Annotated in this window: 16 protein-coding genes and 2 rRNA genes (1 of these 18 only partly in view); 10 read left to right on the top strand and 8 right to left on the bottom strand. The window is 72.4% G+C overall.

Translation table 11 applies throughout. From position 1 onward, the window contains the following. Together AC4OR8_RS04915 and rrf are read left to right on the top strand one after the other, a co-directional pair. A 23S ribosomal RNA gene (locus tag AC4OR8_RS04915) occupies positions 1-2,705 on the top strand; it begins 433 nt to the left of the window's first position. A 188-nt stretch (positions 2,706-2,893) separates the two neighbouring features. Beyond that, positions 2,894-3,010 (top strand): 5S ribosomal RNA (gene rrf, locus AC4OR8_RS04920). 160 nt (positions 3,011-3,170) lie between these two features. Here rrf and AC4OR8_RS04925 read toward each other — a convergent pair. Next, the gene (locus AC4OR8_RS04925; protein ID WP_492164476.1) at positions 3,171-3,413 is read right to left on the bottom strand and encodes a hypothetical protein; all 243 of its coding nucleotides are present in this window, start codon (positions 3,411-3,413) and stop codon (positions 3,171-3,173) included. A gap of 55 nt (positions 3,414-3,468) precedes the next feature. Here AC4OR8_RS04925 and AC4OR8_RS04930 point away from each other — a divergent pair, with 55 nt between their 5' ends. Next, on the top strand, positions 3,469-3,780 hold the full coding sequence (locus AC4OR8_RS04930; protein WP_492164477.1) for a DUF4229 domain-containing protein: 312 nt from the start codon (positions 3,469-3,471) through the stop codon (positions 3,778-3,780). 16 nt (positions 3,781-3,796) lie between these two features. Here the strand turns inward: AC4OR8_RS04930 and AC4OR8_RS04935 are convergent, their stop codons facing one another. From AC4OR8_RS04935 to AC4OR8_RS04945, 3 genes are read right to left on the bottom strand one after another with little or no spacing between them, the layout of a single operon-like run. Then, the gene (locus AC4OR8_RS04935; protein ID WP_492164478.1) at positions 3,797-3,931 is read right to left on the bottom strand and encodes a hypothetical protein; all 135 of its coding nucleotides are present in this window, start codon (positions 3,929-3,931) and stop codon (positions 3,797-3,799) included. A gap of 9 nt (positions 3,932-3,940) precedes the next feature. After that, positions 3,941-4,828, bottom strand: coding sequence for a 1,4-dihydroxy-2-naphthoate polyprenyltransferase (locus AC4OR8_RS04940; RefSeq protein ID WP_492164479.1), 888 nt, complete (start codon positions 4,826-4,828; stop codon positions 3,941-3,943). A gap of 28 nt (positions 4,829-4,856) precedes the next feature. Further along, positions 4,857-6,137 (bottom strand): MFS transporter, encoded by a 1,281-nt coding sequence (locus AC4OR8_RS04945; protein WP_492164480.1) that lies wholly within the window; start codon positions 6,135-6,137, stop codon positions 4,857-4,859. A gap of 37 nt (positions 6,138-6,174) precedes the next feature. Between AC4OR8_RS04945 and AC4OR8_RS04950 the strand changes: the two genes are divergently transcribed. The 5 genes from AC4OR8_RS04950 to AC4OR8_RS04970 all read left to right on the top strand — a co-directional run bounded on the left by AC4OR8_RS04950 (position 6,175) and on the right by AC4OR8_RS04970 (position 12,163). Then, positions 6,175-7,239 carry an AMP-binding protein gene (locus tag AC4OR8_RS04950; protein ID WP_492164481.1) on the top strand — a complete coding sequence of 355 codons (1,065 nt, stop codon included), beginning with the start codon at positions 6,175-6,177 and terminating at the stop codon, positions 7,237-7,239. Beyond that, the gene (locus AC4OR8_RS04955; RefSeq protein ID WP_492164482.1) at positions 7,236-8,216 is read left to right on the top strand and encodes an o-succinylbenzoate synthase; all 981 of its coding nucleotides are present in this window, start codon (positions 7,236-7,238) and stop codon (positions 8,214-8,216) included. The genes AC4OR8_RS04950 and AC4OR8_RS04955 overlap by 4 nt, the downstream gene beginning before the upstream one ends. Then, entirely contained in the window at positions 8,213-9,832 is a 1,620-nt protein-coding gene (gene menD / locus AC4OR8_RS04960; protein WP_492164483.1) for a 2-succinyl-5-enolpyruvyl-6-hydroxy-3-cyclohexene-1-carboxylic-acid synthase, read from the top strand. The genes AC4OR8_RS04955 and menD overlap by 4 nt, the downstream gene beginning before the upstream one ends. 35 nt (positions 9,833-9,867) lie before the next feature. Next, positions 9,868-10,212 (top strand): hypothetical protein, encoded by a 345-nt coding sequence (locus AC4OR8_RS04965; RefSeq protein ID WP_492164484.1) that lies wholly within the window; start codon positions 9,868-9,870, stop codon positions 10,210-10,212. A gap of 88 nt (positions 10,213-10,300) precedes the next feature. Further along, positions 10,301-12,163, top strand: a complete 1,863-nt coding sequence (locus AC4OR8_RS04970; protein WP_492164485.1) for a Na+/H+ antiporter — start codon at positions 10,301-10,303, stop codon at positions 12,161-12,163. A 37-nt stretch (positions 12,164-12,200) separates the two neighbouring features. Here AC4OR8_RS04970 and AC4OR8_RS04975 read toward each other — a convergent pair whose 3' ends face one another. From AC4OR8_RS04975 to AC4OR8_RS04985, 3 genes are read right to left on the bottom strand one after another with little or no spacing between them, the layout of a single operon-like run. Next, a complete protein-coding gene (locus tag AC4OR8_RS04975) occupies positions 12,201-13,061 on the bottom strand; it encodes an NAD(P)H-binding protein (RefSeq protein WP_492164486.1) in 861 nt (286 codons plus the stop codon). Next, positions 13,058-14,254, bottom strand: coding sequence for a cytochrome P450 (locus AC4OR8_RS04980; protein ID WP_492164487.1), 1,197 nt, complete (start codon positions 14,252-14,254; stop codon positions 13,058-13,060). Before AC4OR8_RS04980 ends, AC4OR8_RS04975 begins: the two co-directional genes overlap by 4 nt. Further along, on the bottom strand, positions 14,251-14,763 hold the full coding sequence (locus AC4OR8_RS04985) for a GNAT family N-acetyltransferase (RefSeq protein ID WP_492164488.1): 513 nt from the start codon (positions 14,761-14,763) through the stop codon (positions 14,251-14,253). Before AC4OR8_RS04985 ends, AC4OR8_RS04980 begins: the two co-directional genes overlap by 4 nt. A 39-nt stretch (positions 14,764-14,802) precedes the next feature. Between AC4OR8_RS04985 and AC4OR8_RS04990 the strand changes: the two genes are divergently transcribed. Beyond that, the gene (locus AC4OR8_RS04990) at positions 14,803-15,438 is read left to right on the top strand and encodes an MBL fold metallo-hydrolase (protein ID WP_492164489.1); all 636 of its coding nucleotides are present in this window, start codon (positions 14,803-14,805) and stop codon (positions 15,436-15,438) included. A gap of 28 nt (positions 15,439-15,466) precedes the next feature. Here the strand turns inward: AC4OR8_RS04990 and AC4OR8_RS04995 are convergent, their stop codons facing one another. Continuing rightward, complete coding sequence (locus tag AC4OR8_RS04995) at positions 15,467-16,792, bottom strand: isochorismate synthase (RefSeq protein ID WP_492164490.1); 1,326 nt, start codon at positions 16,790-16,792, stop codon at positions 15,467-15,469. A 60-nt stretch (positions 16,793-16,852) separates the two neighbouring features. Here AC4OR8_RS04995 and AC4OR8_RS05000 point away from each other — a divergent pair, with 60 nt between their 5' ends. Beyond that, the gene (locus AC4OR8_RS05000; RefSeq protein ID WP_492164491.1) at positions 16,853-17,485 is read left to right on the top strand and encodes a hypothetical protein; all 633 of its coding nucleotides are present in this window, start codon (positions 16,853-16,855) and stop codon (positions 17,483-17,485) included. The last annotated feature ends 9 nt before the right edge of the window (positions 17,486-17,494 follow it).

Genomic DNA, 17,494 nt, shown 5'->3' on the forward strand with positions numbered 1-17,494 from the left:
GTGACTCTGATGCGTTTTCCCAAGTAACACGGAACCCCTGAAATTCCGTGTGAATCTGGCGGGACCACCCGTTAAGCCTAAATACTCCTTGATGACCGATAGCGGACAAGTACCGTGAGGGAAAGGTGAAAAGTACCCCTGGCGGGGAGTGAAATAGTACCTGAAACCATGTGCCTACAATCCGTCGGAGCCTGGATCGCCCTTGTGGTGGACGGGTGACGGCGTGCCTTTTGAAGAATGAGCCTGCGAGTTTGCGTTGTGTTGCGAGGTTAACCCGTGTGGGGTAGCCGTAGCGAAAGCGAGTCTGAATAGGGCGCCTGAGTAGCACGATCAAGACCCGAAGCGAAGTGATCTATCCATGGGCAGGTTGAAGCGCGGGTAAGACCGCGTGGAGGACCGAACCCACTTAGGTTGAAAACTGAGGGGATGACCTGTGGATAGGGGTGAAAGGCCAATCAAACTTCGTGATAGCTGGTTCTCCCCGAAATGCATTTAGGTGCAGCGTTGCGTGTTTCTTGCCGGAGGTAGAGCACTGGATAGCTAATGGGCCCTACAAGGTTACTGACGTTAGCCAAACTCCGAATGCCGGTAAGTGAGAGCGCAGCAGTGAGACAGTGGGGGATAAGCTCCATTGTCGAGAGGGAAACAGCCCAGACCATCAGCTAAGGCCCCTAAGCGGTGACTAAGTGGAAAAGGATGTGGAGTCGCAGTGACAACCAGGAGGTTGGCTTGGAAGCAGCCACCCTTGAAAGAGTGCGTAATAGCTCACTGGTCAAGTGATTCCGCGCCGACAATGTAGCGGGGCTCAAGTCATCCGCCGAAGCTATGGCATTCATGCGTGTACTTAGCGCACCCTCGAGGTGTGTTCAGGTGTGTGGATGGGTAGGGGAGCGTCGTGTCGCGAGTGAAGCTCCGGAGTGATCCAGGGGTGGATGCGACACGAGTGAGAATGCAGGCATGAGTAGCGAATCACGTGTGAGAAACACGTGCGCCGAATGATCAAGGGTTCCAGGGTCAAGCTAATCTGCCCTGGGTAAGTCGGGACCTAAGGCGAGGCCGACAGGCGTAGTCGATGGACAACGGGTTGATATTCCCGTACCGGCAAAACAGCGCCCATGACGAACCTGGTGATGCTAACCATCTGAAACTCGTTTGACCGGACCCTTCGGGGCGAGGCGGGCGAGCGTAGCGTGGGACCCGAACTGGTAGTAGTCAAGCGATGGGGTGACGCAGGAAGGTAGTCCAACCGTACCGATGGTGGTGTACGGCCAAGGATGTAGGGCGCCAGGTAGGTAAATCCGTCTGGCTGACTTCGATGTCGAGTCTGAGATCTGATGGGGAGCCGTTAGGCGAAGTGGGTGATCCTATGCTGTCGAGAAAAACCTCTAGCGAGCTGTGCGCCGCCCGTACCCCAAACCGACTCAGGTGATCAGGTAGAGAATACCAAGGCGATCGAGCGAACCATGGTTAAGGAACTCGGCAAAATGCCCCCGTAACTTCGGGAGAAGGGGGGCCGGATGCGTGAACCCACTTGCTGGGGGAGCGTTGATGGCCGCAGAGACCAGGCCCAAGCGACTGTTTACTAAAAACACAGGTCCGTGCGAAGTTGTAAGACGATGTATACGGACTGACTCCTGCCCGGTGCTGGAAGGTTAAGGGGACCGGTTAGAGACACTTGTGTTTCGAAGCTGAGAACTTAAGCCCCAGTAAACGGCGGTGGTAACTATAACCATCCTAAGGTAGCGAAATTCCTTGTCGGGTAAGTTCCGACCTGCACGAATGGAGTAACGACTTGGGCGCTGTCTCAACCGTGGACTCGGCGAAATTGCACTACGAGTAAAGATGCTCGTTACGCGCGGCAGGACGGAAAGACCCCGGGACCTTTACTATAGTTTGGTATTGGTGTTTGGTTCGGCTTGTGTAGGATAGGTGGGAGACTGTGAAGTGCACACGCCAGTGTGTGTGGAGTCATCGTTGAAATACCACTCTGGTCGTACTAGATGTCTAACCTAGGTCCATTATCTGGATCAGGGACAGTGCCTGATGGGTAGTTTAACTGGGGCGGTTGCCTCCTAAAATGTAACGGAGGCGCTCAAAGGTTCCCTCAGCCTGGTTGGCAATCAGGTTTTGAGTGTAAGTGCACAAGGGAGCTTGACTGTGAGACAGACATGTCGAGCAGGGACGAAAGTCGGAACTAGTGATCCGGCGCCAGCAGGTGGAAGCGGCGTCGCTCAACGGATAAAAGGTACCCCGGGGATAACAGGCTGATCTTCCCCAAGAGTCCATATCGACGGGATGGTTTGGCACCTCGATGTCGGCTCGTCGCATCCTGGGGCTGGAGTAGGTCCCAAGGGTTGGGCTGTTCGCCCATTAAAGCGGCACGCGAGCTGGGTTTAGAACGTCGTGAGACAGTTCGGTCCCTATCCGCCGCGCGCGTAGGAAACTTGAGAAAGGCTGTCCCTAGTACGAGAGGACCGGGATGGACGAACCTCTGGTGTGCCAGTTGTCCCGCCAGGGGCACGGCTGGTTAGCTACGTTCGGGAGTGATAACCGCTGAATGCATCTAAGCGGGAAGCACGTTTCAAGATGAGGTTTCCCACCCCGTAAGGGGGTAAGGCCCCCAGCAGAACACTGGGTTGATAGGCCGGAGGTGTACAGCAGTGATGCCTAGCCGACCGGTACTAATAGGCCGAGGGCTTGTCCCACACTCATTCAACACAACCTGCAAAGGCTGTTGTTGACAACGATTGTGTGTCTACACGCCGCACGTTATAGCGTATGTTCGCGTCCACGAACCAGTCACGATCAGTGACATTCATAGTCTTGGAGCCCCCAAGACCGCCCTCGACGTGTGTGTTGTCGGGGTGTGTGGTGTGGGGGTGTCCGTCAGAGTTACGGCGGCCATGGCGAAAGGGAAACACCCGGTCCCATCCCGAACCCGGAAGTTAAGCCTTTCAGCGCCGATGGTACTGCAACCGAGAGGTTGTGGGAGAGTAGGACGCCGCCGGGCATCTTTTTCCTCGTGGGGCCACCCGACTTCGGTCGGGTGGCCCCACGAGTCATTTCAGGGCATTCCCGCGTGGGGTCGTCGAGGCGCTCGGGGGTCGCCGTGAATGCAGAAGGCCCACCACGTGGTCGTGGTGGGCCTCTCGTGCGTCCGCGGTTCGCTGCTAGGGGGTGCTGCCCGCAGCGGGCGGGGCGTCCGGGTCGTCAGGGTGCAGCCGCTTGCGGTCGAGGTCGCGCAGGAAGTCCTCGTCGTCGTCCGGGGCCACCAGCTTCGGCTTCGCCGGCGGGCGCTGCCGGGCGGCGGGCCGCTGGGGTGCCTGGGGCAGCAGGCCGCGACGCTGCACCGCACGGATGGTGAGGTAGGTCGCGAGCCCGATGAGGGCGACGACGAGCAGGAGCCTGAGCACCCTTCCAGCGTAGGTCGGGAGTGGTGAGCAGCACAGGGGCGCCTAGGCTGGGGGTGTGAAGGAGTTCCTCGTCTACACCGTGCTGCGCCTGCTGCTGTTCCTGGCCGCGCTGGGGGTCGTCCTCGGCGGGTGGCTGCTGATCGCCGGCAAGGCCAACCTGCTGGGGTCGTTCGTGCTGGCCCTGGTCATCAGCGGCATCGGGTCCTACTACCTCCTGCGCACCCCGAGGGAGGCGTTCGCCCAGCGGGTCGACGAGCGGGCCCGGCGCGCTGCAGCGCGCTTCGAGGAGATGAAGGCCCGCGAGGACGACGAGGCGGCCGAGCAGGCCGAGGCCGAGCGGCGGCAGGGCCGGACGCCCCCGGCCTGAGCCGACCAGCGGTGGGTCAGCGCTTGCGGCGGTCGATCGCGCGCTGCACCCGGGTCTCCGACTGGCCCAGCACCTTGGCCATGATCGGGACGCGGAGCTTCCACGCGACCGCGGCGGCGACGACGACCAGGACGAAGATCAGGAAACCCATGCCTGGAGCCTACGCAGCCAGGACCAGCGCCGCAGCGACGAGCGCCGCCCACACCAGCTCTGCCGCGCCGGTGGAGGCCAGCACCGGCACCAGCTCGCGACCGGTGGCTCGTCCGAGCACCAGTCGCAGGCCCGGAGCGGCGGGTAGCAGGAACGTCAGGCCCACCAGCGCCCACCACGTGGTGAGGGCGGCCACGGCCACCACCGCTGCCGCGGCCAGGACGACCAGCGCGGTGTAGAGGCCGCGGGTGCGGGCCTGACCCAGCAGGACGGCCAGGGTGCGCTTGCCGGCGACGGTGTCGCCGGGGATGTCGCGCAGGTTGTTGACCACGAGGATCGCGCAGGCCAGCGCCCCGATGCCGACCGCGGCGGCCCACGCCGGGCCGAGGTCGTCGAGGTCGGTGCTCTCGACCTGCACGTACGTCGTACCGACCACGGCGACCAGCCCGAAGAACACGAAGACCATGACCTCGCCGAGGCCGAGGTAGCCGTAGGGGCGCGCCCCGCCGGTGTAGAACCAGGCCGCCAGCACGCTGACCAGCCCCACCGCCACCAGCCACCACGCCGTGGTCGCGGCGAGCACGAGCCCGGCCGCGGCGGCGACACCGAAGGCGAGGAACGCCGCCCGCTTCACCGCGGCGGCCGGCGCGGCGCCCGACCCGACCAGCCGCATCGGGCCCACCCGGGCGTCGTCGGTGCCGCGGATGCCGTCGGAGTAGTCGTTGGCGTAGTTGACCGCCACCTGCAGGGCCAGGCTCACCACCAGGGCCAGCAGCGCCTTCCACCACACCGCCTCGTCGACGTGGGCGGCGACGCCCGTGCCGGCGAGCACGGGGGAGACGGCAGCGGGCAGGGTGCGCGGGCGCGCACCGGCGAGCCACTCGGAGGGGGTTGCCACCCGAGGATTCAAGCAGCCGCGGGTCGGCTCACCGCGCCGGGTCGAGGTCGTGACGGACCAGGAAGCGCTGCGCGGCCCGGGCGGAGGGGTGCAGGGCCACGGTCGCTGCCAGCACGAGCGCGGCGATGGTCAGCCATCCCGCGGCGCCCCACTCGAGGGCGAGGAACGTGTAGAGCGCGGGCGCCCAGACGTAGCCGAGCTGGCCGCCCAGGTTGCCGGCGCCCTGGTACTCCCCGCGGCGGTCGGGATCGGACAGCTCGGACTCGAACGACCAGCTCGCGGCCGACAGGAAGAGCTCGGCGCCGGTGACGGTGACGTGGCCCAACCAGATGAGCGCGATGGTGAGCAGGCCGACGGTCTCGTGGGTGACCAGCGTGATGACGCACGAGACGACGAAGAAGGCGCTGCTCACCCGGGTGGCCCGCAGGGCGGTGCCGACGTCGCGCACGCCGCGCGCGGCCGCCATCGGCAGGAAGATGCACATCACGGTGTTGGTGCCGAACAGCAGCGCCAGCAGCACCCGCGGCGCGTCGGTCTCCTCCACCAGCCACAGCGGGATCACCAGGTGCAGCAGCACCTGGTTGGTCTCCAGCACGCCGGCGAAGAACGAGGTGGCGAGGAAGCCCCGGTTGCGCAGCGCCCCCGGCACGTCGACGGCCGCCCCGGCCACCGGTGCCTGCAGCGCCGTGCGCCGCGTGCGGTGCGGCGCGGCCGGCAGCCGGGTGATCCACCAGGCGTTGGCGGCGACGAGCAGCGCCGTCAGCCAGGGCAGCGCCCGGATGACGGAGTCGTCCTCGAAGGCCAGGGCGATGCCGCCGAGCGCGGCACCGAGGGTGAAGCCCAGGTTGAGCGCGGAGTACATGTAGGCCTGGGAGCGCACCCGCTCCGCCCGGGGGAGCAGGTCGAGCACGTAGGCGCCGCGCCCGGCGTTCCCGGCGCTGTTGACCACCTCCAGCACGATGCTCATGGCCAGGAACGCGGTGAACCCGTCGATGAACGGCCACACGGCGTACATCCCGGCGGTGCCGAGCGCGCCGAGGGCCCAGGTGTGCTGTGGGCCGATCCGGTCGGCGAGGCGGCCCGCGGGGACGGCGACGAGCATCGAGACGACGCCGGCGATGGTGATGCCGAGCCCGACCTGGGCCGCGGAGAGCCCGACGACCTGGGTGAAGAAGACCGCGCTGGCGGTCATGAAGGTGCCGTCACCGATGGCGTAGAGCACCGACTGCACCGAGAGCCGACCGGCCAGCGGCGTGGGCGGCGCGGCCTTGCGCGCCCGCGCACGCACGGCGCCGAGGAGGGTGCTCACGCGGAGCATGGAACCACGCGTGGTTAGGGTCGGTCGCGTGGATATCGGCGGCACGACGCGCGAGGTGGTCGAGGCCCTGCGCGGGTGGCTGTCGACCGAGCCCGGGCGCGATCCCGAGCCGCTGGTGGTGAGCACGTCGGGCTCGACCGGCCGGCCCAAGCGGGTGCTGCTGTCGCGCCGGGCGGTGCTCGCGTCGGTGGCGGCCACCGAGCGGCGGCTCGGGTCGAGCGGCCCGTGGCTGCTGGCGCTGCCGGCGACCTACGTGGCCGGGGTGCAGGTGGTGGTGCGCTCGCTGGTGGCCGGCCACGACCCGGTGCTGCTCGAGGACCACGGGTCGTTCGCGCAGGCGAGCGCCGAGCTGGTGCGCCGCGGGCCGTTCGCCACCGGGGCCGCCCAGCAGGCGGGGCAGCGCGGAGACCGGTTCGTCTCGCTGGTGCCGACGCAGCTGCACCGGCTGCTCGACGACCCCGACGACGTCTGGGCGCTGCGCAGCTTCCGCACCGTGCTCCTCGGCGGCGGTCCGCTCGACCCGGCCCTGCGCGCCCGCGCCGAGGCCGCCGGCGTGCGGGTCGTGGCGACGTACGGCGCGGCGGAGACCGCAGGGGGCTGCGTCTACGACGGGGTGCCGCTCGACGGGGTGGCGCTGGCGCTGGGGCGCGACGGGCGGGTGCGCCTGGCCGGCCCCACCCTGTTCGACGGCTACGACGGCGACCCCGTGCTGACCCGTGAGGTGCTGGTGGACGGCTGGTTCCTCACCGCCGACGCCGGACGCCTCGACGCCGACGGACGCCTGGAGGTGCTGGGCCGCCTCGACGACGTGGTGGTCAGCGGCGGGGTCAACGTGCCGGCCCCCGCGGTGGCGGCGCGGCTGCGCGAGCACCCCGCGGTGGAGGCCGCCGAGGTGCTCGGGGTGCCCGACGAGGAGTGGGGCCACCGGCTGGTGGCGTTCGTGGTGGGCGACGTCGACCTGGAGGCCCTGCGCTCCTGGGTGGTCGAGACCTGCCCGCGAGCGTGGGCGCCGCGCCAGCTCGTGACCCTCGACGCCGTGCCGCTGCTCGCCAACGGCAAGCCCGACCGGCTGCGGCTGCGGGGCCTGGCGTGACGCCCGGTGCGGTGCGCGTGGTCGCGGTGCCGATGACGACCCGCTTCCGCGGCATCACCGTGCGCGAGGCGGTGCTGCTCCAGGACCCCGCGACCGGTGGGTGGGGCGAGTGGAGCCCCTTCCTCGAGTACGACGACGCGGTGGCCGAGCCGTGGCTGCGCTGCGCCGAGGAGGCCGCGGCCGGCGACTGGCCCGCCGCCGTGCGCACCAGCGTGCCGGTCAACGTGACCGTGCCGGTGGTGGGCCCGGAGCAGGCCCATGCGCTGGTGCTGCGCGGCGGCTGCCGCACCGCGAAGGTGAAGGTGGCCGACCCCGGCACCACCCTGGCCGACGACCAGGCGAGGCTGGAGGCCGTGCGGGACGCGCTGGGGCCCGAGGGCCACGTGCGCATCGACGTCAACGGGCTGTGGTCGCTGGAGGAGGCCCTGGCCGCGATCCCGGTGCTCGACCGCGCCGCCGGCGGCCTCGAGTACGTCGAGCAGCCCTGCGCCGCCGTGGAGGACCTCGCCGCGGTGCGCCGCCGCCTCGACGTGCCGGTGGCCGCCGACGAGTCCATCCGTCGCGCCGCCGACCCCTACCGCGTGCGCGAGCTCGAGGCCGCCGACGTGGCGGTGCTGAAGGTGCAGCCGCTCGGCGGGGTGCGGGCGTGCCTGCGCATCGCCGAGGACATCGGCCTGCCCGTGGTGGTCTCCTCGGCACTGGAGACGTCGGTCGGCATCGCTGCAGGGGTGGCCCTGGCCGCCGCGCTGCCCGAGCTGCCCCACGCCTGCGGGCTGTCCACCGTGCAGCTGCTCACCGACGACGTGGTGACCGAGCCGTTGCTGCCCGTCGACGGCGCCCTCCCGGTGCGCGCGCCGGCGCCCGATCCGGCCGCGCTCGACCGGCTCGCCGCCTCCCCCGACCGGGTCGCCCACTGGGAGGCCCGCCTCGCCCGGGTGCGCGCCCGGCGGGCGGTCGGGCAGGATCGGCCGCTGTGAGCACCTCCACCGACCTCGCCCGTGCCGTGGTGACCGCGCTGGTGCGCTCCGGCGTCACCGAGGTCGTGGTGGCCCCCGGCTCGCGCAACGCGCCGCTGTCGTTCGCGGTCTGGGACGCCGCGGCCGCCGGGCTGCTGCGCCTGCACACCCGCGTCGACGAGCGCTCCGCCGGCTTCCTCGCCCTCGGCCTGACCCGCGTGGGCGCGCGCGCCGCGGTGGTCTGCACCTCCGGCACGGCCGTGGCCAACCTGCACCCCGCGGTGCTGGAGGCCGCACACGCCGCCCAGCCGATGGTGGTCGTCACCGCCGACCGCCCGACCCGGCTCAGCGGCACCGACGCCAACCAGAGCACCGACCAGGTGGGGGTGTTCGGGCGCCTCGTGCCGACGCGCGACCTCGCCGACGCGGTCGACGTGCCGGTGCTCGACGACCCCTGGCAGCCCACCCACCTCAACGTGCGCCTCGACGAGCCGCTGCTGCCCGACGCCCCGTGGCGACCCGCTCTCGACCCGGCCGTGGAGCCCGGTCCGCGCCCGCCTCGGCCCGGGGCGGGCCCCGACGAGGAACCCGAGCGGCTCGCCCTGGGGCCGCGCACGGTGGTGGTCGCCGGGGACGACGCCGGCCCGCGCGCCCGCCGTCTCGCCGAGCGTGCCGGGTGGCCGCTGCTCGCCGAGCCGTCGAGCGGCTCGCGCACCGGCACCCACGCGCTGCGCTGCTACCGGCTGCTCCTCGACACCGACCTCGGCCGCAGCGTGCAGCGCGTCGTGGTGGCCGGGCACCCCACGCTGTCGCGCCCGGTCAGCCGGCTGCTGGCCCGCGACGACGTGGAGGTGGTGGCGACCCCGGGTCGCGGGGTCTGGTCGCGCCGGCCCTACCGCGTCGACCGCACCCTGGCCTCCGACCACGTGGCGGCCGAGGGCGAGGACGACCCGGCCTGGCTCGCCGCCTGGCGCGACGCCGACCGCGACGTGGGCCGGCGCCTCGACGCCCTGCTGGCCGCCGAGCCCGCCCTCACGCCGTACGCCGTGGCGGGTGCGGTGGCCCGCGCCGTGCCACCGGGCGGGCTGCTGCACGTCGGCGCCTCCCACCCGGTGCGCGACCTCGACCTGATGCTGGGCGGACCCGGGAGCCGCTTCGGGGTGGGGGAGCGGCGCTTCGTCTCGGCCAACCGCGGGCTCGCCGGCATCGACGGGGTGGTCTCGACCGCCGTCGGTGCGGCGCTGGGGCGGCCCCGCAGCACCCGTGCGCTGGCGCTGATGGGCGACGTCACGTTCCTGCACGACAGCAACGGGCTGGTGCTCGGCCCCGACGAGCCGCGCCCCGACCTGACCGTCGTCGTGGTCAACGACGACGGCGGCTCGATCTTCTCCGTGCTCGAGCAGGGCGCCCCCGCCCACGCCGACCGCTTCGAGCGGCTCTTCGCGACCCCCCACGGCGTCGACCTCGCCGCGCTGTGCGCCGCCACCCGCACGCCCCACTGGCGCGTCGACAGCCTGCCCGAGCTCGAGCAGGCGCTGGCCTCCCCGAACGGTGGCATCGACGTGGTCGAGGCACGGGTCGGCCGCAGGGATCGCCGCGACCTCGACGCGCGCATCCGCGCGCTCGCCGACGGCTGAGGCGTGAGGCGGGCGGGAGGGGGCAGGATCTCGGTGTGAGCGAGCTGTCCAGGACCCCCGGCGTCATCGCGTACGTCGACCACCACGAGGGGCCGCGGCGCGCCCTCACCCTGCACCTCAGCGGTGGGGAGCGCTTCCTGCTCTCGCGCCACCGTCCGGTCGTCAGCATCGACGGCCGCCAGTACGTCGTGGTGTGGGGGCAGGTGACCTTCGAGGTGCCGGCCGACCGCAACGTGCACCTCAGCGTGCACCTCGAGGCCGAGGCCATCGTCGGGGTGGCCTCGGCGCTGCTGCCGCCCGGCGGCGAGGAGCTGGTGCTGACCTGGACCGTGCAGGGCTCGGGCACCGGCCTGCTCAGCCCGGGAGGCGCCGTCCGCTGAGCCGCCGTCGGCCGGGCCGACGGCTGGGCGGCGCCCACCGCGCGGCGCTCGGTCGGCCGCACGCCCGGCGGGCTGGGAGGATGGGGGCGTGGAGATCGCCCTGCTGCTGTGCGGACTGGCCGCCGGCGTCCTCGTGTGCACCGTGCTCGCCGAGCGCCTGGAGGTGCCGGCGCCGTTCCTGCTGATCGCGGTGGGGGTCGCGGCGTCGTACGTGCCGCAGGTGCCGCAGGTCTACCTCGACCACGACGTGGTGCTGCTCGGCCTGCTGCCGCCCCTGCTCTACGCCGCGGCGCAGCAGACCTCGCTGGTCGACTTCAACGCCAACCGGCGCTCCATCCTGCTGCTGTCGGTCGGGCTGGTGGTGTTCACCGCGGTCGGCGTGGCCTGCGTCGTCAGGCTGCTGCTGCCGGAGGTGTCGTGGGCGCTGGCGCTGGCCGTCGGGGCCGTGGTCGCCCCGCCCGACGCCGTGGCCGCGACCGCGATCGGTCGCCGCATCGGCCTGCCGCGCCGGGTGGTGACGATCCTCGAGGGCGAGTCGCTGTTCAACGACGCCACCGCGCTGGTCTTCCTGCGCACCGCCCTGGCCGTGGCCGCCGGCACCGGGCTGGACGCCGGGGGCGTGGCCGCCGACTTCGTGCTGGCCGCCGGCGGCGGGGCCCTGGTCGGGCTGGCGATGTTCGTCGTCGTCGCCAAGGTGCGCCGCCGCCTCACCGACCCCGTGATGGACTCGGCGATGTCGCTGGTCGTGCCGTTCGCGGCGTACGTGCTGGCCGAGGAGATCCACGCCTCGGGCGTGATCTCGGTGGTGGTCGCCGGCCTGCTGCTGGGGCACAAGGCGCCCGTCCTGCAGACCGCGCAGTCGCGGATCGCGGAGCGGCTGAACTGGCGCACGGTCGCCTACGTCCTGGAGAACGCCGTCTTCCTGCTGATCGGGCTGCAGGCGTGGTGGATCGTCGAGGGCGCCGTGGACTCCGACCTCGGGCTCGGCCGGATCGCGGGGGTGTGCCTGGCCACCCTCGTCGCGGTCATCGTGCTGCGGCTGGCCTGGGTGTTCCCGGCGCGCTACCTGCTGGTGCGCCCGGGCCCCGACCCCGACCTCGGCCACGACGCGCCGTGGACCTACACGTTCGTCCTCGGCTGGGCCGGCATGCGCGGGGTGGTCACCCTCGCCGCGGCGTTCGTCATCCCCGAGGAGACGCCGTACCGCGAGGTGCTGCTGCTCATCGCCTTCACCGTCGTGGCGGGCACCCTGTTCGTGCAGGGGATGACGCTGCCCCTGGTGGCGCGGCGGCTCCGGGTGCCCTCGCCCGACCCCGCCGAGGACGCCCTGGCCCGCGCCACGCTCCTGCAGCAGGCGTCGAAGGCCGCCCTCGAGGAGCTCGACCGCATTGAGTACGACGACCAGCACGGCGCCGTCGACCTGATCCGCCAGCGCCTCGACCAGCGCAACTTCGCCGCCTGGGAGCGACTCGCCACCGTCGGCGGCCAGGAGTCGCCCAGCGACCTCTACGCGCGGGTGCGCCGCGCCATGCTCGCCGCGGAGCGGAGCCGGGTGCTGGAGATCCGCAGCGCCGGCACGACGCCGGCCGAGGTGGTCGCCGACGTGCTGGCGATGCTCGACGTCGAGGAGTCGATGCTCGACGTCGCCAGCGAGGAGCGCGAGGAGCTGCGCGCCACCGCGACCGGGCGTCCGGGCCAGTCCTGCCACGACCTCGGCGAGCACCCCGCGGTGGAGACCCCGCCCGACCCGGTGTGCGAGGGCTGTCTGGTCGACGGCACCCGGTGGGTCGCGCTGCGCCAGTGCCTGAGCTGCGGCCACGTCGGCTGCTGCGACTCCTCGCCGGCACAGCACTCCACGCGCCACTTCCACGACACCAGCCACGCGGTGATCCAGTCGGCCGAGCCGGGCGAGAACTGGCGCTGGTGCTTCGTGCACCACCTCACCGCCTGACCGGTCGGGCGGTGCGCGACGGGAGGAGGCGGGGCGATCAGCCCTGCAGCGCCTGCTCGAGGGTGCGGGGGTCGCGGCCGGTGACGCGGCGCACGTCGTCGGTGACCTCGGCGCACGACCCGTCGGCGATGGCGGTGTAGGTGCTGACCCAGGCGTCGAGCTGCCAGTCCGGCACGTCGTGGGCGGCGCGGCGCGAGGCGTAGGCCTCCTCGAGCGTCTCGTGGTGGAAGCGCAGGTCGCGCCCGAGCACGGCGCCGGCGCGCGTCGCCACCTCGTCCAGCGTGAGCGCCTCCGGCCCGGTGAGGGTGTACGTCGCGCCGGCGTGCGGGTCGGGGTCGCGCAGCACGGCGGTGGCGACGTCGGCGACGTCGGCGCGGGCCACCGCGGCGACCCGTCCCTCGCCGGCGGGGCCTCGGACGACGCCCTCGGCGTCGGCGAAGAGCGGGAGCACGTCGGCGTAGAAGTTGTCGCGCAGCAAGGTCCACGCCATGCCCGACTCGCGGATCGCGACCTCGGTGTCGTGGTGGTCGCGACCCAGGGTGAAGGTGGCCTCGGGTGCGGCGCCGGAGAACGAGGTGTAGACGACGTGGCGCACCCCGGCGTCGGCGGCGGCCCGCACGAACGTGCGGTGCTGCGCACGGCGCTCGCGGTCCTCGGAGGCCGAGACCATCAGCAGCGTCTCGACCCCGCGCAGCGCCTCCACCGACGCGGCGTGGTCGGCGTAGGTGCACTCGCGCACGTCGCAGTCGACGTCGGGCGCGCGGGCCGCGTCGCGCACGAGCATGCGCAGGTCGAGGCGGAAGTCGGCGCCGGCCAGCGCGCGCACCACCAGGCCGCCCACCGCCCCGGTGGCGCCGGTGACGCCGATCGTGCGCTGGCTGGTCTGGGGGCTGGTCATGGGCGGTCCTCGGGTCGGAAGCGGATGGGGAACTCCAGGGGGCCGGTGTTGCCGGAGACCGGCATCCAGCGGCCCGGGCCGTCGGGGCGGGCGTCGGGCATCCGACGGGCCAGCAGCGGCAGCGCGACGGCCAGGTCGGTGCGGGCGACGGCGTGGCCCAGGCAGTGGTGGACCCCCGCGCCGAAGCCGTGGTGGGGCGGGCGCTCGCCGCGCGCCTGCGCCTCGATGTCGAACCCGGGCACGGCCACGGCCGCGGGGTCGGTGCCCGCGGCGTGCGAGAGCACCTGCACGATGCCACCGGCCGGCACCCGCAGGCCGTGCAGGTCGACGTCGACGAGCGCCTCGCGGGTCACCCAGGTGACCGTCGGGTTGACCCGCATGACCTCCTCCACGGCCGCGGCGCCGAGGTCGGGGCGCTCGGCCAGCAGCCGCCACTGGTCGGGGTGCGCCAGCAGCGTCTGCAGGGCCAGCCCGAGCTGGTTGCGGGTGGTCTCCATGCCGGCGAAGGCGAGGAAGACCAGGGCGACCCCGAGCTCGCGGGAGGACAGCCGCTCCCCGTCGTCGCTGGCGCGCACCAGCGTGGTGACCAGGTCGTCGCGCGGGTGGGCCCGCCGGTCGGCCACCACCTCGTCGACGTAGGAGGTGAGGCCGGCCAGCGCCGCCTCGATGCGGGGCAGCTGCGCGGCGACGTCGACGGAGAACGACGCCCCGAGGTCGTCGGCCCAGCGGGCGACCTGGGGCCACCGGTCCTCGTCGAGACCGAGCAGGAGGCAGATGATGTGGGCGGCGTACGGCTCGGCGAAGTCGTGCACCAGCTCGACCCGGCCGGTGGGGGCGAACCCGTCGACCAGCTCGTCGGCCAGGGCCCGGAAGCGCGGCACCATCGCGTCGACCGCCTTCTTGCGGAACGCCGGCACCATCAGCCGGCGCAGCCGGGCGTGGTCGTCGCCCTCCAGGCTGAGCAGCGTCTCGGCCCACCAGTCGGAGAACAGCCCGGAGTGGATGCCGTTCTGCCCGGGCCAGCGTGCGTTGCCCTGCGCGAAGCGGCGGTCCTTCAGCACCTCGGCCGCCTCGGCGTGGCGCAGGACGGCCCACCCCCAGGTGGTCTCGACGTACCAGTCGCGCTCGCGCGCCTCGAGCACGGTCGGCGAGGTCACGTCGAAGGTCGGGTCGCCGAGGTCGAGCACGCTCACGTGCCGGCCCGCAGCATCCGCACGTGGCGACCGTCGTCGAGCTCGTCCTCGGTGCCGTCGAGGCGGAAGCCCTGGCGCTCGTAGAAGCCGATCGCGCGCTCGTTGCCGGCGAGCACCCACAGGTAGGCGGCGCGGTCGCCGATCGCCGCCCGCAGCAGCGTGTGGCCGACGCCGGTGCCCCAGCGCCGGGCCCGGACGTAGAGCGACCACAGCTCGGTCGGGGTGTCCACGTCGTTGTCGCGTCCCGGGCCGGCGCTGGCGAAGCCCACCAGCTCCTCGCCCTCGGGCCCCTCCTCGACGGCCAGCCACAGCGGCTCGGCCCGCTCCCCGCGCAGGATGGTGCTCCACCGCTCGACCCGGCCGGCCACGTCGGCGCGACGCTCGTCGAGCACCCGCTGGTCCATCAGGCCGGTGTAGGCGTCGTCCCACACGTCGAGGTGCAGGTGGGCCAGCGCCTCGGCGTCCTCGGGGGTGGCGTGGCGCAGCACGACGTCGGGTCGGGGGCTCATCGCGCCATCGTAGGGACCCTGCGGCACTACCGTGGCGCCATGCGTCTCACCAAGCACGGGCACGCCTGCGTCCGCATCGCGCACGGCGGCACCACCGTCGTGATCGACCCCGGCGCGTTCACCGCGCCCGGCGCCGTCGACGGCGCCGACGTCGTCCTGCTCACCCACGAGCACCCCGACCACTACCTCGTCGACCACCTGCGCCGCACCGACGCACGAGTCGTCACCGTGGCCGCGGTGGCGGCGCGGATGCGCGACGAGGCGCCCGACGTCGCCGAGCGGCTCACCGTGGTCGCCCCCGGCGACGAGCTCGACGTCGGGCTGCCGGTGCGGGTGGTGGGGGAGCGGCACGCCGTGATCCACCCCGAGCTGCCCCGCGTCGACAACAGCGGGTACGTCGTCACCTGCGGCGACCAGCGGGTCTACCACCCCGGCGACGCGCTCACCGGCCCCGGCGAGCACGTCGACGTGCTGCTGTGCCCGGTGAGCGCCCCCTGGCTGAAGGTGTCCGAGGCCATCGACTTCGCCCGCGACGTGGCCGCCCCCCGGGTGCTGGCGATCCACGACGCGATCTACTCCGAGGTGGGCCTGGGCGTCGTCGACGGCCACCTCGACCGGTTCCTGTCGCCGCGCGGGCAGACCTACGTCCGCCGCGGTGCCGGCGAGGACCTCTGAGCGCCCGGCCCGCCCGTGGGGTCCCGGGTCAGCCGGCGCTGACGGCGTCGCGCACCGGCACGAACTTGGCCTGCGCCTCGGCCAGCTCCGACTCGGGCGCGGAGTCGCCGACGATCCCGCAGCCGGCGAACAGGCGCACGGTCGCGCCGTCGACCGAGGCCGAGCGCAGCGCGATGCCCCACTCGCCGTCGCCTGAGGCGTCCATCCAGCCCACCGGCGCGGCGTAGCGGCCGCGGTCCATGCCCTCGATCTCCTCGATCAGGGCGGTGGCGGCCGCGGTGGGGGTGCCGCCGACGGCGGCCGACGGGTGCAGCGCCTCGGCCAGCTGCAGCGACGACACCGTGGCGGCGTCGTGCACCACGCCGGCGACGTCGGAGGCGAGGTGCATGACGTTCGGCAGGTGCAGGACGAACGGCGCCTCGGGCACGTTCATCGACGAGCAGTGCGGCTCCAGCGCGTCGGCGACCGAGCGCACGGCGTACTCGTGCTCCTCCAGGTCCTTCGACGACCGGGCCAGCTTGGCGGCCAGCGCCAGGTCGCGCTGGTCGTCGCCGCTGCGCCGGATCGTGCCGGCCAGCACCCGCGACGTCACCAGACCGCGCTCGCGGCGCACCAGCATCTCGGGGGTGGCACCGAACATGCCGTCGACGTGGAACGTCCAGCACATCGGGTAGTCCTCGGCCAGGCGCCGCAGCGGCCACCGCACGTCGACCGGCTCGCTGGCGGTGGCCAGCAGGTCGCGGGCCAGCACCACCTTCTCCAGGTCGCCGGCCGCGATGCGGGCCACGGCGTCGGCCACGACCGCCATCCAGCGCTCGCCGTCGAGCGCCCCGTCGACGAAGGTGACCCCCACCGGGGGACGCGGCACGTCGGCGGGCACGAGGCGGACGTCGCTCGCCCCGGGCTCGTCGGCGGGGCCGACGGTGGTGACCCACGCCCGGTCGCCGCGTCGACCGACGACCACCGCCGGCACGACCAGCACCGAGCCGGCGGACGCGCCGGGGTCGCCGGGGCCGCTGGGACCACGGGGCTCGTCGGCGAAGGTGAACGAGCCGAAGCACACCGGGCCGGTGCCGGGCTCCTCGACGTCGTCGGCGACCTCGCAGCGCGCGACCAGCTCCGTCCACCACTTCGCGGCGTCGGCGAAGCGGGTGGGGCCGTCGGTGCGCACCTCGGCGGCCACGCCCCAGCCGACCAGGCCCTCGCCGCGGCGCAGCCAGGTGACGGGGCGGTGTGCGGGGAGCAGGGCGAGCAGGTCGTCGACGGCGTCGGCGGCGACCGCGACGGTGCGGGCCACCAGGGGGCCGGCGACCCGGGGGTCCCCGGTCGCACCGGGCGTCGTACCACTGCTCACGTCGCCGAGCGTACTCAGCCGCCGGTCGGTCGCGACCCGGACGTGGGTAACGTCACCGGGGTGACCACCACTCCCACGATCGTCCGCAGCCGGGTGCTCGGCGTCCTCGGCGGCGCCGTCCTCCTGGCCCTCCTCATCGTCTTCGCCGTGGTGCTGCCGCGCGCCGACGGCGGCTCCGCGAGCGGCTCGGCCGCCCTGCCCGACGAGCTGCCGGGCGGGCTGCGGGCGCTCGACCTCGGCGACATCGAGCCCACCGAGGAGCGCACCGCGGAGCAGGTGGCCGAGGTGGCCGAGCGCCAGGTGGGCCTGCAGGACTCCGCCGCGGAGCGGCTCGAGGAGCTCTACGACACCACGGCGCAGGTGCGCACCTACGCCGACGCCGAGCTGCAGGCCCAGGCCGCGGTGGCGGTCGTCGACGTGCCCGCCGGGCTGTTCCTGCCCGGTGCGCTGCCGGTCGACCCGGGCCTGCTGGGCCTCACGCGCAACGCCTCCGACCTGCAGCGGGTCGGCGACGCGGTGTGCGAGCTGACCTGGGGCCAGCCCGTCGCGGAGGGCCAGGAGGTCCCCGAGGGCGACCCCTCGTCGGTCACCTGCCAGCTCGACGGCGACGAGGCGACGTACTGGATCCAGGGCGGCGGCCTCAGCGCCGAGGAGGCCGCGGCGGTGCTCGACGACATCGCTGCCGCGGCCTGACCCCGGGAC

The sequence above is a fragment of the Nocardioides sp. FY1077 genome, assembly GCF_058681775.1.

Bases quoted from the DNA above. Each gene is read 5' to 3' on its own strand.
- AC4OR8_RS04935 (WP_492164478.1), bottom strand. From the start codon at position 3,931: ATGGGTTTCCTGATCTTCGTCCTGGTCGTCGTCGCCGCCGCGGTCGCG.
- AC4OR8_RS04975 (WP_492164486.1), bottom strand. From the start codon at position 13,061: ATGACCAGCCCCCAGACCAGCCAGCGCACGATCGGCGTCACCGGCGCC.
- AC4OR8_RS04985 (WP_492164488.1), bottom strand. From the start codon at position 14,763: ATGAGCCCCCGACCCGACGTCGTGCTGCGCCACGCCACCCCCGAGGAC.
- AC4OR8_RS04990 (WP_492164489.1), top strand. From the start codon at position 14,803: ATGCGTCTCACCAAGCACGGGCACGCCTGCGTCCGCATCGCGCACGGC.